The sequence below is a fragment of the Kribbella sp. genome (assembly GCF_035655035.1).
In the GTDB taxonomy this organism is placed as follows: domain Bacteria; phylum Actinomycetota; class Actinomycetes; order Propionibacteriales; family Kribbellaceae; genus Kribbella.
On sequence record NZ_DASRVN010000229.1, the window covers coordinates 13,207 to 28,293 of the forward strand.

At 68.0% G+C, this 15,087-nt stretch carries 12 protein-coding genes; 8 read left to right on the forward strand and 4 right to left on the reverse strand.

Going from position 1 to position 15,087, the window contains the following annotated elements:
* Nucleotides 1-25: 25 nt before the first annotated feature.
* From VFF46_RS13150 to VFF46_RS13165, 4 genes are all read left to right on the forward strand, one after another.
* Complete coding sequence (locus VFF46_RS13150; RefSeq protein WP_325037377.1) at nt 26-1,132, forward strand: Lrp/AsnC family transcriptional regulator; 1,107 nt, start codon at nt 26-28, stop codon at nt 1,130-1,132.
* Nucleotides 1,133-1,281: 149 nt separating this feature from the next.
* On the forward strand, nt 1,282-2,214 hold the full coding sequence (locus tag VFF46_RS13155; RefSeq protein ID WP_325037378.1) for an ABC transporter permease: 933 nt from the start codon (nt 1,282-1,284) through the stop codon (nt 2,212-2,214).
* Between the two features lie 32 nt (nt 2,215-2,246).
* Nucleotides 2,247-3,140: an ABC transporter permease gene (locus VFF46_RS13160; RefSeq protein WP_325037379.1), complete on the forward strand. Its 894-nt coding sequence runs from the start codon at nt 2,247-2,249 to the stop codon at nt 3,138-3,140.
* Nucleotides 3,137-5,233, forward strand: a complete 2,097-nt coding sequence (locus tag VFF46_RS13165) for an ABC transporter ATP-binding protein (protein ID WP_325037380.1) — start codon at nt 3,137-3,139, stop codon at nt 5,231-5,233. Before VFF46_RS13160 ends, VFF46_RS13165 begins: the two co-directional genes overlap by 4 nt.
* 738 nt (nt 5,234-5,971) lie before the next feature.
* On the opposite strand, the gene VFF46_RS13170 is transcribed toward VFF46_RS13165, so the two are convergent.
* Nucleotides 5,972-6,100, reverse strand: coding sequence for a hypothetical protein (locus VFF46_RS13170; protein WP_325037381.1), 129 nt, complete (start codon nt 6,098-6,100; stop codon nt 5,972-5,974).
* Nucleotides 6,101-6,450: 350 nt separating this feature from the next.
* Here VFF46_RS13170 and VFF46_RS13175 point away from each other — a divergent pair, with 350 nt between their 5' ends.
* Together VFF46_RS13175 and VFF46_RS13180 are read left to right on the forward strand one after the other, a co-directional pair.
* Nucleotides 6,451-7,908: a M28 family metallopeptidase gene (locus VFF46_RS13175; protein WP_325037382.1), complete on the forward strand. Its 1,458-nt coding sequence runs from the start codon at nt 6,451-6,453 to the stop codon at nt 7,906-7,908.
* A gap of 387 nt (nt 7,909-8,295) precedes the next feature.
* Entirely contained in the window at nt 8,296-8,634 is a 339-nt protein-coding gene (locus VFF46_RS13180; protein ID WP_325037383.1) for a hypothetical protein, read from the forward strand.
* Nucleotides 8,635-9,041: 407 nt separating this feature from the next.
* Here VFF46_RS13180 and VFF46_RS13185 read toward each other — a convergent pair whose 3' ends face one another.
* Nucleotides 9,042-9,386, reverse strand: a complete 345-nt coding sequence (locus VFF46_RS13185) for a metalloregulator ArsR/SmtB family transcription factor (RefSeq protein WP_325037384.1) — start codon at nt 9,384-9,386, stop codon at nt 9,042-9,044.
* A gap of 157 nt (nt 9,387-9,543) precedes the next feature.
* On the opposite strand from VFF46_RS13185, the gene VFF46_RS13190 reads away from it, so the two are divergent.
* Together VFF46_RS13190 and VFF46_RS13195 are read left to right on the forward strand one after the other, a co-directional pair.
* On the forward strand, nt 9,544-11,442 hold the full coding sequence (locus tag VFF46_RS13190) for a heavy metal translocating P-type ATPase (protein ID WP_325037385.1): 1,899 nt from the start codon (nt 9,544-9,546) through the stop codon (nt 11,440-11,442).
* A gap of 15 nt (nt 11,443-11,457) precedes the next feature.
* Nucleotides 11,458-12,636 carry an FAD/NAD(P)-binding oxidoreductase gene (locus VFF46_RS13195; protein ID WP_325037391.1) on the forward strand — a complete coding sequence of 393 codons (1,179 nt, stop codon included), beginning with the start codon at nt 11,458-11,460 and terminating at the stop codon, nt 12,634-12,636.
* On the opposite strand, the gene VFF46_RS13200 is transcribed toward VFF46_RS13195, so the two are convergent.
* Nucleotides 12,637-14,130 carry an aldehyde dehydrogenase family protein gene (locus VFF46_RS13200; protein ID WP_325037386.1) on the reverse strand — a complete coding sequence of 498 codons (1,494 nt, stop codon included), beginning with the start codon at nt 14,128-14,130 and terminating at the stop codon, nt 12,637-12,639. It abuts the gene before it with no gap.
* Nucleotides 14,127-15,087, reverse strand: a 961-nt coding sequence (locus VFF46_RS13205; protein WP_325037387.1) for an ABC transporter ATP-binding protein, incomplete at its 5' end; no start/stop codon positions are given. The genes VFF46_RS13205 and VFF46_RS13200, both read right to left, overlap by 4 nt.

Consider the following 15,087-nt stretch of genomic DNA (forward strand, 5'->3'; position numbering starts at 1 on the left):
CTCAAGCTAAGATCACGTCTGTTACGTGTTCATTTCGTGCTCGATTTCGTTCAGAACTGCCCATCGGCTGAAGGAATCCGCCATCTTCACCACCGACGACCGGGAGCTCATCGGAGCCCTCCAGGCCGGTCCGCGAGCGTCCTGGACCGACATCGGCAGCGCCCTCGGAGTGAGCGGTGTGACGGCGGCGCGCCGCTGGGAGCGCATCAAGGCGACGGGAGTCGCGTGGGTGACCGCGGCCCCGGGGATGAGCCGGCGGACGGAGCAATGCGTGGCCTACGTCGAGGTCGACTGCCAACCGGGCAAGCGCAAGGAGGTGGCCGCCGAGCTAGCCGGCCACGAGCTCGTTGTCACGGTCGAGATCACCACCGGAACCGCCGACATCATGCTCACGATCGCGGCAGCGAACCTGATGACGCTCTCGCACTACCTCCTGGACCACCTCGGCAGCCTGGAGAGCGTGCTCCGCACCAGGGCGCGGATCGCGACCAAGATCTACACCGAGGGATCCAAGTGGCGTCTCCTCGACCTCCCCGACGACTCCGTGCGCGAGCTTGAACGACTGCGCATCAAACCCGAACCGGACCGCACCGACGAGGCCGTCTCGATGACTCCGGACATCCAGCGGGTAGCGGGTTTGCTGACCGTCAACGGCCGAGCCTCGTACGCCGAGCTGGCGGCTGCCACGGGTCTCAGCCCGACTTCGGTACGGCGGCATGTCGGCAAGCTGCTGGGCAGCGGGATCCTGATCCCACGCACAGATGTGGCCGCCGAACTCTCCGGATCACCGGTGCAGGTGTACCTCTGGGCCGATGCGCCGGTCGACGGACTGCCGGCGACGGCCCGCACGATCTCGCAGATCCGCCAGGTTCGGCTCTGCACGACCGTGTCGTCCGCGCCGAGCATGCTGCTCTGCGCCTGGCTGCACACGGTCGAGGAGGTGCATCGGCTCGAGCTCGCCATCGCGAACCGGCTCCCCCAGGTCCGCATCGTCGACCGGCTCGTCGTACTGCGGACCGTGAAGCGAATGGGCCGGCTCCTGGACACCCACGGACGCGCGGTCGGCGTTGTCCCGATCAACATCTGGGACGACACCCTGGAGCATCCGGTGACCGCCGGACCGGCGTACTGAAACGAGGTCCGTCACGCCGATGCGGCTGAAGAAATCCGCCAGACCAACGGCGAAGCGAACCGACGTGATCCGCCCGAAACGTCCCGATCGGCAGGGATCCGGCGAGATCGGAAATCTGGACGTGACAATGGCGGGCTACAAAATTCGGCATGTCCTTCGTACTCCGCCGTCTGCTCGCCTCGATCCCCGTGGTCGTCGGCGTCACGATCATCGCGTTCCTGCTGATCCACCTGGTACCTGGTGATCCGGCCCAGACCATGCTGTTCGGGTCGAACGCGAGCCCGGAGCAGCTCGATCAGCTCCGGGACCAGCTCGGGCTGACGCAGCCTTTGTGGCAGCAGTACCTGACCTTCGTCGGTCAGCTGCTGCACGGCGACCTGGGGACGTCGTACGTCACGCACAACTCCGTCGGCTACGAACTCGTCTCCCGCACGCCGAGCACCCTTGCCCTGACCGGTACGGCGATGTTCGTGGCCGTCGTGGTCGGCGCACCGCTCGGCCTGGTGGCGGGCGTGCGGCCCAACTCGGTGCTGGACAACGTCGCCCGCTTCGTCTCGTTCATCGGCGTCGCAATCCCGTACTTCTTCCTGGCGCTGCTGCTCGTGCTCGGCTTCGCCTTCCGGCTCAGCTGGCTGCCCGCGATCGACAACGGCGCCCCGAGCGGCCTGATCCTGCCCGCGATCTCGCTCGGTTGGGGGTACGCCGCGATCCTCACCCGGCTGATCCGCGGCCGGGTGATCGACGAGTACCGCAGCGATTACGTGCGGTCGGCCCGCGGCCGCGGCTGCTCCGAGCTGCGCGTGCTGCTCGCGCATGTGTTCCGGAACTCGTCGATCCCGGCCGTGACCATGATCGGCCTGCAGTTCGGCAACATCCTGACCGGCGCCGCCGTCACCGAGGTGATCTTCGGCCGGCCCGGTGTCGGCAGCTTCCTGGCCACCTCGATCACCACCAAGAACATCCCGGTGGTACAGGGAGCGATCGTGCTGATCGGCATCGGCTACATCGTCATCAACCTCGCCGTCGACCTCGCCGTCGGCGCCATCGATCCCCGAACCCAACTGACGGGAGCGTCGGCATGACCTCGCGAATTCGCGGCCAGTACAGCCGGCCAGTGACGTCGATACTGATGATCGTCCTACTGCTCGGCTTTCTGATCCTGCTGGTCCATCCCGGTCTGTTCGCGCACACCAGCCCGCTCGACAACGGCGACAGCCCGATGTCGGCTCCGGGCGGTGCTCATCTGTTCGGCACCGACCAGCTCGGACGCGACATCTACAGCCGCGTCGTCAACGGAGCCCGGCCGGTCCTCGAGGCAAGCCTCGGCGGCGTTCTGCTCGCCGTACTGGCCGGCGTCGCCGTCGGCCTGATCGGCGGCACCGCCCCACGCCCGGTCAGCGTCGTGGTGATGCGGATCGTCGACGTACTGCTCGCCCTTCCCGTGCTGCTGATCGCGCTGATCCTGATCGCCACGATCGGCGCTGGGGTGAAGAGCATCATCCTGGCTCTCGGCGTCGCGTACACACCTGGGTTCGCCCGGGTCGTCGAGGCGTCCGTGCGCAGGCTGCGCGCGATCGAATACGTCCAGGCGGCCAAGATGTTCGGCTCGAGCGGCCTTCGGACAGCGATTCGGCACCTGCTGCCGAACCTGGTCACCGAGGTTGTGGTGATGGCGAGCAGCGCGGTCGGCTGGGCGGTACTGACCGCGACCACCCTGAGCTTCCTCGGCCTCGGGGTGCAACTGCCCAACCCCGACTGGGGCAGCGATCTGGCCGCCGGTGCCACGAGCCTGTCCACAGCGTGGTGGCTGTCCACGTTTCCCGGCCTCGCGATCACGCTCACCATCCTGGTCGCCAACTTCGCCGGCGACTGGGTGATGACACTGATCGACCCGAGCGGACGGCGGACCTGGACCAGATTCCGGGCTCTCGGCGGTCTCCGGACCAGCCTGCCCAGCACCGAGGTCGCCACCCTCACCCCCAGCGCGGCAACCGAGGAGGCAGCATGACCACCGCTTCACCAGCGGCCGCGGCGTCGGCCGGCTCGCAGTACGGCGACACGGTGCTGAGCATTCGCGACCTGCAGGTCGAGATCCGGACCGCCAACGGCGTGGTCCGGCCGGTCGACGGCGTGACATTGGCGGTACGCAGCGGCGAAACCGTCGGCCTGGTGGGTGAGTCCGGCTCAGGCAAGACCATGACAGGCATGTCGGTCCTCCAGTTGCTGCCACCCGGCGGCGCCGTCGTCGGCGGCTCCATCCAGTTCGACGGACGCGAGCTGACCACCATGACCGCAGGCGAGTTACGCCGGTTGCGCGGCAACGACATCGCCGCCGTGTTCCAGGACCCGATGACGTCGCTCAACCCCACCCGGACGATCGGCAGCCAGCTGCGCGAGGCCTACCGCATCCACCGGCCCGGTACATCGATCGCTGAAGCCAACCGCCGCGCCGAGGAGGTGCTCTCGCTGGTCCGGATGCCGCGACCGAGGGAGCGGCTGCGGGACTACCCGCACCAGCTGTCCGGCGGGATGCGGCAGCGCGCCATGATCGCCATCGCGCTGGTGTGCGAACCACGACTGCTGATCGCGGACGAACCCACGACCGCACTCGACGTCTCGATTCAGGCCCAGATCCTCGAGTTGCTCGACGAGCTCAAGACCCGTCTCGGGATGGGCATCATTCTGGTCACCCACGACCTGGGCGTGATCGCCGGTCACGCCGACAAGGTCGCCGTCATGTACGGCGGCCGGATCGTCGAGGAAGCGCCGACGGCGGAACTGTTCGCCTCGCCCCGCCATCGCTACACGCAGGCGTTGTTCGAGTCGATGCCGACGATGGAGCTGGACGCGCGGCGGGCCTTGGCCTCGATCCCGGGCCTGCCGCCCCAACTGATCGATCTGCCGCCGATGTGCCGGTTCGCGCCGCGGTGCCGGTTCGCGAGCGACGACTGCCGGATCGAGAACCCCGAGTCGATCGAGGTGGCCCCGGGACACACCCACGCCTGCTTCCACCCGCGGCCGTCGGAGCCCGACGGCGACAAGGATCTCCCGACCGAGCTCGGGGAGCAGGATCTCGGATCCCGCGGTGGCACCGGCCGAGCGCTGGTGATGCTCGAGGACGTCGAGAAGCAGTACCGGATCAAGAACCCGGAGCTGTTCAAACCGCGCCGGATCCTGCATGCCGTGTCCAAGGTGAGCCTTGATGTGATCGAGGGTGAGACGCTCGGTATCGTCGGCGAGTCCGGCTCGGGCAAGACGACGCTCGGGCGGATGCTGGTCGGGCTCGAAACCCCGACCAGCGGCGCGGTCAGGTTCGACGGCCGCGACATCGGCCGCCTGACGCCGGCCGGCAATCGCGCCCGCAGCAGCCAACTGCAACTGATGTTCCAGGACTCGGCGGCCGCGCTCGACCCGCGGATGAACGTCGCCGACCTGATCGCCGAACCGCTCGCCGTCCGGCACATCGGCAGCCGCGCCGAACGACGGGCGAAGGTGATGGAGCTGATCGACGCAGTCGGCCTGCCGCGTACGGCGGCCACCCGACGCGCCTACGAGTTCTCCGGCGGCCAGCGCCAGCGAATCGCAATGGCCCGCGCCCTCGTACTCCGGCCGAAGGTCGTCGTCGCCGACGAACCGGTCTCCGCCCTCGACGTCTCCATCCAGGCCCAGATCCTCAACCTGATGCGGTCACTGCAGGTCGCCTACTCGCTCACGTACGTTGTGATCTCGCACGACCTGTCCTTGCTCCGCTACCTGTCCGACCGCATCGGAGTCATGTACCTCGGCAAGCTGGTGGAACTAGGACCGAGCGCCGACATCTACGCAGCGCCCAGGCATCCGTACACCGCGGGCCTGATCGCCTCCGTCCCCGTACCGGACCCCGGTCTGCGGCTCCAGAAGCGAAAGGCCGGCCTGTCAGGCGAGATCGCCTCCGCGATCGACCCACCCAGCGGCTGCCGCTTCCGCACCCGCTGCCCCTTTGCCACCGAGCTCTGCGCCCGCGAGGAGCCGCCTCTCGACCCACGAAACGGACCACACGCCACCGCCTGCCACCATCCACTCCCCCACCAACAAGCACCCGCGGAACCAGGACCTACCTGACGCCGAGTCCGCGACCTCTATCGCCATCGCACTGGCGACGCAGCCAGGCCAGAGCCCATCTGCCCCCGCGTGGAGAGCCCCCGGGCCCTGGCGGATCTCGGGATCGAGGTTCGACGTTCCAGGAGTTGTTAAGTGCGGCGCGAGGGGCAGACGATGAAGGCGGCGCCCTAAATGCCCCGATTTTCCCCGACAGCTAGGACGTGTACCGGGACCCACACAACGTCCAGAAAGAACTCCGCAACGCACGCCAGCCGATCGGTGGCCAACGGCCTAAGTGACATCGTCAACCTCCTGGCAAGCTTGGAGAGCAGCTGTTTCTCCTTCTGTAGCGTGCGTTCGTTGGCTGGCTGGTCGTGTTGGCCAGGGGCCGATCTTGTCGTCGCCGAGTCCTGCCAGTTAGACCACGGAGTTGCGTCTTGCAACCGGGGGTGCATCCCGATGCTGTGATCGAGGAGCTGAGGTGTGCAGCACGGCTGCCGGCCGCAGGGTTAGGGCTACGACGCTGGGGAGGGCGATAGTGCGATCCGCCGGTTCCAGCCGCGCCACGGCGGCGGGACCACCCACCAGGTTCTCCGAGGGTGGTTGGTGGTGCAGTTCGTGGAGTCAGAGTCGCGTTAACGCGGGACACGAAGGCCTCCTGGTTGGTGAAGCGGTTCCTTAGACAGATCCACTTCACAACCGGAGGCCTCACCTGTCAGACCGACTCACCGCGCACCCGACGAACAACCTCGCTGGACATCACAACCAGGCGTTGGTGTCGTAGATGTCCATGCTCCATTTCAGGTCTTCACCCTTCAGGTAACACGTGAAATCGATAATCCCTGGCCCCCGCCGCCAGCGCGTGCAAGCCACCGCACGTTCGATCATTTCGCTAGAATCCCTGCCAGTGTGAGCTATGACAGCGCGGCGCGAGGGCAACCGAACTGGTCGCCTCGCCACTGCGTATTGCGTGAGGCGACTCGTCGCACTCTTCGTTCGACGTCCGCGAACCGGAACGACAGCCGTCGCTAGTCCGGGTACTGTCCGCGTAAGTGGCAGACCGCGTCGTGGAGAGCATCCGCGGCGGGTTCGGCCGGAGCCGACCGTCCGCCCCGATTCGCAGGTATCGCCTGCGGAGAGGCCGATGGCGAACCCTGGGACCTTGTGGCGCTGACATCGTGTGCTGCGGGTGCCAGAGTAGGGCTCAGGGGCATACCGCCCGCACCTAAGGAGGCGCCATGTCTGGCTCCGACATGTCTCGATCCTCGTCGCCGCGCTCAAGCCGCCGAACCTTCTTGGCCGGCTCCGGTGCTGTGGCAGCCGGCACCGTCAGTGCGACGCTTGTCGGCTCCCCTGCCGAAGCTGCCGCGTCGCAGGCATCACCAGCCGGGCTCGGGCCCTCGGAGTTCGACCCGGCACTGCGGAGGTTGCTGAGCAACGTCGACCCGAACAGGATCGGAGCGACCATCCAGCGGCTGACCGAGTTCGGCACGAGACATACCTTGTCCAGCCAGACCGAGCCGGAGCGTGGCATCGGCGCGGCAACAGACTGGGTAGCTCAGCAGATGCAGGCCATCGCCGCTCTGTCCGGCGGCAACCTGACGGTACGGCGGCAATCGTTCGTGCAACCTGTCTCCAGCCGGATCCCCGTTCCCACCACGATCACCAACGTCATCGCCACGCTGCAGGGGACCGCGTCACCTGAGCGGTTCTACGTCGTCACCGGCCACCTCGACTCACGAGTGACCGACGTGATGGACTTCACCAGCGACGCACCAGGTGCCGACGACGACGGGTCCGGCGTCGCCTGCGTGCTCGAACTCGCGCGGCTGTTCGCGTCGCACCAGTTCCCCGGCACGATCATCTTCGCCACCGTTGCCGGAGAGGAGCAAGGCCTGTACGGCTCCAGCTTCATGGCACAGCAGATGTCATCGGCCGGCAACGACGTCCAGGGCATGTTCAGCAACGACATCATTGGGGCCAGCCGGTCTTTCGATGGCCACAAGCCTGACCCGTTCACGGTACGGATGTTTCTGGAGGGGCTCCCGACCAATGCGACACCGGACCAGATCGCGCTCTTGAAGTCGGTTGGCGGCGAGAACGACGGGCAAGCTCGCCAACTAGGCCGCTTCGTGCGCGCGGTGGCTCCGCACAGCCTGACCGGCATGGGCATCCGGCTCATCTGGCGGCGCGACCGGTTCCTGCGCGCCAGCGACCACGTCTCTTTCCAGGGCCAGGGCTACCCGGCCGCGAGGTTCACCGAGCCGCGGGAGAACTTCAATCACGAGCACCAGAACACCCGTGTGGTCGACGGCGTGCAGTTCGGCGACCTGATCGAGTTCGTGGATTTCGACTACATCGCCCGGGTGACCAGGGTTAACGCCGCTGCGTTGTGGGGGCTTGCCTCCTCGCCCAGCACTCCCAAGGATGCACAGATCCACACGACGCCGCCTGGCACCCTCTCGGGCACCAACCTCACCACGCTTTCCTGGAAAGCCGGCCCCGAAGCCAACCTGACGGGGTACGAGGTGGTATTGCGGGAGACTACGGAACCCGATTGGACCACGGCGATTCCGGTCGGCAACGTCACCACAATCACGATCGATATCTCCAAGGACAACGTACAGATGGGCATACGCGCCGTGGATCGAAACGGCAATCGGAGCCCGGTCGCATCCCCCCATGCGGTCGCCTAGCCGTCGGCCGATCGCACCTTCCGCCAATCCTTCCCTGACTCCTACAGCATCGAGAACACCCCACTCTCCAAGACGCAGCTGACTCGTTGTGATGGCGTGATCGCAGGTCGCTGACCGTTGCGTCGGCCACCTGGCGACTTCTCAGCCGTCAGGTAAGCCTCAGGAACAGGATGGTGCAACATGGCCGACGAGATCACGTGAACAGGTGTCAGCCGCCGAGCTGTCCTGGGCGGGTCTGGCGCGACGGCTGTCGTCGTAGGACTGGGCGGCGCGCTCGCACCTTCCCAGGCTGCCGCCGCAACGGCTGCGGTCGCCGGCCGTGGCGATCTGAAGGCTGCGGACCCGCCCACGTTCGCCGGTCGCGACGACCGCGAAGCGATCCGCGGTGTGCGGAACCCGCGGATCCGGATCCTCCCGCTGAACAACGCGAAGTTCCGGGCCGGGGCGTACTTCGACCTGCGGGTCGAGGCCGCCGGTGTCGACCCGCAGACGGCCCGGATCGAGATCAAGGTGGTCGGGTCGCGTGGTCCGGTACCGCTGCTGCAGGGCACTCCGGAGCGGTCGAGTTCGGCCGCCGGCAGCCTGGCGGTCACCTACCGGCACGTCGCCTACCCCTCCGCGGGCCGGATGATCGCGGTCAAGGTAACAACGGCGCCGAGGCGTTCTCGGCCAGCGTTGTCCACGACGTCGCCGTACCGGCCGGCGGACGGCGCGCCAAGAACGTGATCTTCTTCCTCGGCGACGGCATGGGCGGCGCCGCGATCACCGCCGCGCGGCTGCTCTCCAAGGGCATCACCGAGGGCAAGTACCACAGCACCTTCGAGATGGACCGGATGGACGCGGTCTCGTCAGTACTCGGGTGCGGACGCGATCGCGACCGACTCGGCGAACTCGCTGTCGGCGTACGTGACCGGGCAGAAGTCCTCGATGAACGCCATGGGCGTCTAAGAGCAATGCGACCGACGTCAACGCCCACCCGAAGGTCGAGACGATCGCCGAGCTGGCCAAGGGGGTCAAGGGCATGCGGGTCGGCATCGTGACGACCGCCGAGGTTCAGGACGCTCGCAGCCCACCGCCGCATCCGGCGCAGCTCGGCCCGCCGTCAGGCTCGCAGGATCAGTGCCGAGCAAGTTTCAGTCCGGGGCACCGAGCCGCAGGTGTTCCGCGTGATAGATCGCCTCGTCGAGTAACTGAGCTACGTGGTTGTCGTACAGGGAGTAGACGACTGTGCGCCCTTGCCGCACGCCCTCGACGAGGCCGAGGTTGCGGAGCAGGCGGAGTTGCTGGGAGACCGCGGACTGTTCCATCTGGACGGATTCCGTCAACTCACCGACGGTGGCAGGCCCCTCGCGCAGTCGTCCCAGAATGAGCAGCCGGCTCGGGGTGGCCAGGGCCTGGAGGGTGGCGGCGACGGCCTTGGCCGAGGCCAGATCCAGGCGCACGGGTACGCCTGTGCGCGCAGTTGCTCCGTGACCCATACCGCACAGCATACCCACAACGCAGGTTTGCATGAATATGTGTTCATGTTTTACTGTTTCGGGCATGACCTTCACACTGTCCGCACCGCCCCGCGAGGTGCCCCAGGATCCCGCTCGCCGAACCAATCGGCGTAGCCGACTGTGGTCATTGATCTCGATGGCGGAAGTCAGGTGGGCTGCTCTCGCGACCGTCCTTTTCCTCCTCGGGGCCGGACTCCACGCGCTGGGAACGCCTGCCCCGGTGTGGTGGACCTTCTATCTGGCCTGCTACGCGGCAGGAGGCTGGGAACCTGCGCTGTCCGGCCTGCGCGCGCTGCGCGAGAAGTCGCTGGACGTCGACATCCTGATGATCGTCGCCGCGATCCTCGCCGCCTCGATCGGACAGGTCTTCGACGGCGCGCTGCTGATCGTGATCTTCGCCACCTCCGGTGCCTTGGAGGCATTCGTCACCAGGCGTACGGCGGACTCGGTGCGCGCCCTGCTCGACCTCGCGCCCGAGCGGGCCGCCCGGCTGACCTCGTCCGGCGACGAGGAACTGGTCGATACCGCCGAACTCGTCGTGGGCGACATCGTGCTCGTGCGGCCGGGCGAGCGCGTCGGCGCCGACGGCGAGGTGGTCGACGGCCTCAGCGAGGTGGACCAGGCCTCGATCACCGGCGAACCGTTGCCGGTGGCAAAGACTGTCGGTGACGAGGTCTTCGCGGGCACGCTGAACGGTACCGGCGCGCTGAGGATCACGGTGAACCGCGCCGCCCGGGACTCGGTCGTCGCGCGGATCGTCACGATGGTGGAGGAGGCCTCGCAGACCAAGGCCCGGACACAGCTGTTCATCGAGAAGGTCGAGCAGCGGTACTCCGTCGGAGTCGTGATCGCGACGCTCGCCGTGTTCGGGATCCCGCTGGCGCTGGGTGCCGCGTTCGAGCCCACCCTGCTCCGGGCGATGACGTTCATGATCGTCGCCTCGCCGTGCGCGGTCGTCCTGGCCACCATGCCACCGTTGCTGTCGACGATCGCCAATGCGGGCCGCCACGGCGTACTGGTGAAGTCGGCGGTGGCGCTGGAGAAGTTCGGCACGGTGAACCTGGTCGCGTTCGACAAGACCGGAACGCTGACCGAAGGAACCCCGAGGGTCGCGCAGGTCGAGGTCGTCCCCTCGGCCGGCCTGACGACCGAGCGCTTGCTGGCATTCGCCGCCGCCGCGGAACGGCCGAGCGAGCATCCCCTGGCGCGGGCTGTCGTCCTGGCAGCCCAGGAGGCGGAGATCGCCGTGCCGCACAGCGAGACGTTTACCTCTACACCAGGACGCGGCGTGACGGCCGTGGTCAGCGGTGCCGCGATCCGGGTCGGGTCACCGGCGGTTCTGGACGAGGTAGCTGAAGGAGAGGCGAAGACGGCGGCGCGGGCGCTGGTGTCAAAGCTGGAGGAGTCAGGTCGTACGGCGGTGGTCGTCACGGTCGACGGGGTCGCGGCCGGTGTTCTCGGGCTCGCCGACCGGGTACGTCCCGACGCACGCGAGACGGTCGCCATGCTGCGTGAGCTGACCGGCCGCAGCCCGATCCTGCTGACCGGTGACAACGAGCGGGCCGCCCGCCGGCTCGCCGAGGAGGTCGGCATCACCGATGTGCGCGCGGGTCTGCTGCCTGCGGACAAGGTGAGCGCAGTTCGCGGTCTCCAGGACGACGGCCACCGAGTGATGCTGGTCGGGGACGGTGTGAACGACGCCCCCGCGATGGCCGCCGCCGAGCTCGGTGTGGCAATGGGCGGGCATGGATCGGACCTCGCACTCGAGACCGCCGACGCGGTGATCGTCCGGAACGAACTGGCCACGCTGCCGAAGGTCATCGGCCTGGCCCGCCGCGCTCACCGGCTCGTCAAGGCCAACCTCGTCTTCGCGGCGACCGTCATCACTGTGCTGGTGATCTGGGACATGGTCTGGATCCTGCCGCTGCCGCTCGGTGTCGCCGGGCATGAGGGCTCGACGATGGTTGTCGGACTCAACGGCCTCCGGCTGCTGGCCCGAAGGGCGTGGCACAAGGCGGACCAGCCGGCCGCCTGAGGATCAGCCGTGCGAATGAAGAACATCGTCGTGGTCGGAGCGTCCCTCGCTGGGCATCATGCAGCGCGGACGCTCCGCCACCTCGGCTTCGACGGCACGCTCACCGTGATTGGGGCCGAGCCGCATCACCCGTACGACCGTTATCCGTTGTCCAAGGCGTTTCTCACCGGTGACACCGATCGCGGCGGCCTGGACCTGGACGACCCCGGCGCCGACGTGTCGTGGCGACTGGGCGCCGAAGCGACCGGCGTCGATCTGTCCCGGCGGGTCGTGACTGTCGACGAGCGCACCGAGGTCTCCTATGACGGCCTGGTCGTGGCGTCCGGCGCCCGCCCACGAGACTCCGACACGGTCCAGGGAGTCGAGCGTGCATTCGTACTGCGAACCGTCGATGACGCGGACCGGTTACGGCGGGCGCTGACCGGCCGCGCGCGTCGCGTCGTCGTTGTCGGCGGCGGCCTCATCGGGGCCGAGATCGCTTCGACGGCTGTCGGATTCGGACACGACACCACACTCGTCCACAGCGGCACCGTGCCGACCTCCCACAGCCTCGGTCTCCCCGTCGCCGGGCACCTCCTCGCATTGCACCGCAAAGCAGGCGTCCGCATCATTCCACGCTCACGGGCGGCACGGCTGGAGCACAGTCACGGTCGCGTGACCGGCGTACTGCTGGCGGACCGGACGCGGGTTCCGGCCGACATCGCGGTGATGGCAACGGGCACGAAGCCGAACGTCGGCTGGCTGGAAGCCGCCGGCCTCGACGTCCGCGACGGCCTGGCGTGCGGTCCGTCGTTACATGCCCTCGGCAACGACCGAGTCGTCGGCGCCGGAGACGCCGTTCGCGCCCCTCATCGTCTGCTGGGCGGCGAGCTCGCCCGCACCGAGCACTGGGCGAGCGCGATCGACCAGGCTACCCTCGCCGCAACCAACCTGCTCCACGGCAGCACCCGCTCCTGGTGCGCGATGCCCAGATTCGGTACCACCATCCACGGCGCCGGGATCCGCGCGGTCGGGTTCCCCCAGCTGGCGAATCGGAGCCAGGTGATCTGGGGAGCGATCGGCGCCGAAACCGCCGTCGTCGCGCTCTTCCGCGGCGACACACCTGTCGCCGCGGTGTCGCTGAACGCAGCAGATCACCTCGACGATCACGCCAACAGACTGTGGCCGGACCTCGGACAACCGCGGCCCGAATGATCAGCGCAGCCGACCTGTTCCAGCCGTCGTCTGAGCGGGGTCCAGCTGCCGGCGCCGGATGGCCACGATCTTGGGCTCGGAGAAGGATTCGACGGCGGTGGTGATGCCTTCGCGGCCGACGCCGGAGGACTTGAAACCACCGAAGGGCATGGCATCAATGCGGAAGTCGGAGCTGGAGTTGACCAGTACGGCGCCGACCCGGAGCCGGTCTGCCGCGTCGAGGGCACATTCGATGTCGCGGGTGAAGACTCCGGCCTGCAAGCCGGTGTCAACCTCGTTCGCCGCGTCGATCGCCGCGCTCAGGTCGGCGAAAGGCTCGATCAGTACGACTGGACCGAAGACCTCTTCGCGCCACAGATCCGCGCCATGCGGAACGTCGGTGAGGACAGCCGGTGTCACGAAGGCAGCCGCTCGCCGTCCCCCGCATCGCAGGTTTGCCCCCTCGCCGACCGCCGCCGTCACAGCAGCCTCCACGCCGACGGCAGCATCCACGGTGATCATCGGTCCCACATCGGTCAAGGGGTCCAGCTTCGAACCCACGCGCAGGTCCGCGGTCAGCGCGAGCACCCGCTCCAGAACGTCGTCGTACAAGGGCTGCGCGATCAGTGCGCGCTGGACCGACAAGCAGTTCTGACCCGCCACTCCGAACGCGCCGTCCACGATCGCTACCGCCACGTCGGCGGGATCCGCGTCGGAGCAGGCGATCAGCGCGTTGTTCCCGCCCAGCTCCATCAGCAGCTTCCTCGCCCTCCCCTCCTGAGCGACCAGATCCGCGGTACGACGACCACCGGTGAACGACACCACGTCCACCCGGTCGTCGGCCACCAGGGCACGGGCCGCGCCGAGCCCGGTCAACAGTGCCAGGCGCGAGCCTGGGACACCCGCTTCGAGCAGGATCTCGACCAGCGCGAACGCGGACAGCGGTGTCAGCTCGGACGGCTTCAGGATCACGGCGTTGCCGGCCAGCAGGGCCGGCCCGAGCTTGTGTGCCACCAGGTTCAGAGGATCGTTGTACGGCGTGATCGCCGCGACGATCCCGACCGGCTCGCGGGTGTACCAGCCGAGCCACCCGTCGCCGCGCGGACTGTTGCCGAACGGAACCGTTCGCCCGTCCAGCACCGATGCCGCCTCGGCGGACAGGCGCAACGTCTCGGCGGCTCGCCGTACCTCGGAGGTTGCCTCCCGGACCGTCTTCGACGCCTCCGCCACGATCACGTCCGCGAGTTGCGCCGCACGGTCCGCAACCAGGCCGGCGGCCCTCGTCAACGTCTCCCGGCGCGCCCACAACGGCCACTCCCCCTGCGAGACCGCCAGATAGCTGATGGCCCGGTCGACCTCCGCGGCGCCGGCATCCGACACAGCGCCGACCACCTCCCCGGTCTCGGGATCGGTCACCTCGAGTACGTCGGCCGGCCAGCTCCAGCGCCCTTCCAGATAGGCACCACCGGGCGGGGAGAAGACATCGGCGAATGACTCGCCTGCCGCCGCCGTCATGCGGGACCCACGCTCAGCAGCTCAGCGCTCTCTGCCCAGCGATGACAGCGAACCTGGTGCCCGGGCATCACGTCCGTCAACTGCGGGGCCTCCTGACGGCATCGGTCAGTGGCCAGCGGGCACCGCGTGCTGAACCGGCATCCAGCAGGCGGATGCACCGGAGACGGCGGCTCGCCCTGCGCGACGACGCGATCCTTGGCATGCGTCGCGGCGGCAAGCAGCGCCAACGTGTACGGATGCCGCGCATCGGTGAACAGCTGCTCGCGATCCGCCGTCTCGACGATCTGGCCGAGGTACATCACCGCGACCCGATCGCTGGTCAGCCGGACAACTCGTAGGTCGTGCGAGATCAGGACCATCGTCAGTTCCCGCTCGCGCCGCAACTGGCTGATCAGATTCAGTACCGTCGCCTGCACCGAGGCGTCCAGCGCCGACGTCGGCTCGTCGCACACGAGCAACGTCGGCTCCAGCAGCAAGGCCCGGGCGATCACGACCCGCTGCAGCTGCCCGCCCGAGCAGTCGCCCGGATACCGGTCGAGGTACTCCGCGTCGAGCCCGACCTCACGCAGTGCCTGGACGACCCGGGCTTCCCGGCCGGCGTGGTCCCCGAGATGGTGCTGCGCGAGTACGGCGGTCAGGCTCTGCCGGACCGTCATCCGCGGGTCCATCACCGCGTGCGGATCCTGGAACACGATCTGCGCCGTACGCCGGAACGCCTTGTCGTCCTTGCGCTTCAGCGACGTCACCCGCACCCCCGCCACGTCGACCCGGCCGCTGTCGGGAGCCTGCAGGCCGAGGATGATCCGGGCCAGCGTGCTCTTGCCGGAACCCGACTCGCCGACGATCCCCAGCGACGTACCGCCTCCCACCTCCAGCGTCACGTCGTCGACCGAGTGGACGAACTCGCGTTTGCCGAAACCCCGGCGCCGCAGCGGGAAGTGCTTGACGACGTTCTCC

What these genes read in the sequence shown, in the direction of transcription:
- VFF46_RS13155 (WP_325037378.1), top strand. Translation starts at nt 1,282, where the DNA reads ATGTCCTTCGTACTCCGCCGTCTGCTCGCCTCGATCCCCGTGGTCGTC.
- VFF46_RS13165 (WP_325037380.1), top strand. Translation starts at nt 3,137, where the DNA reads ATGACCACCGCTTCACCAGCGGCCGCGGCGTCGGCCGGCTCGCAGTAC.
- VFF46_RS13170 (WP_325037381.1), bottom strand. Translation starts at nt 6,100, where the DNA reads ATGATCGAACGTGCGGTGGCTTGCACGCGCTGGCGGCGGGGGCCAGGG.
- VFF46_RS13175 (WP_325037382.1), top strand. Translation starts at nt 6,451, where the DNA reads ATGTCTGGCTCCGACATGTCTCGATCCTCGTCGCCGCGCTCAAGCCGC.
- VFF46_RS13185 (WP_325037384.1), bottom strand. Translation starts at nt 9,386, where the DNA reads ATGGGTCACGGAGCAACTGCGCGCACAGGCGTACCCGTGCGCCTGGAT.
- VFF46_RS13190 (WP_325037385.1), top strand. Translation starts at nt 9,544, where the DNA reads ATGGCGGAAGTCAGGTGGGCTGCTCTCGCGACCGTCCTTTTCCTCCTC.
- VFF46_RS13195 (WP_325037391.1), top strand. Translation starts at nt 11,458, where the DNA reads ATGAAGAACATCGTCGTGGTCGGAGCGTCCCTCGCTGGGCATCATGCA.
- VFF46_RS13200 (WP_325037386.1), bottom strand. Translation starts at nt 14,130, where the DNA reads ATGACGGCGGCGGCAGGCGAGTCATTCGCCGATGTCTTCTCCCCGCCC.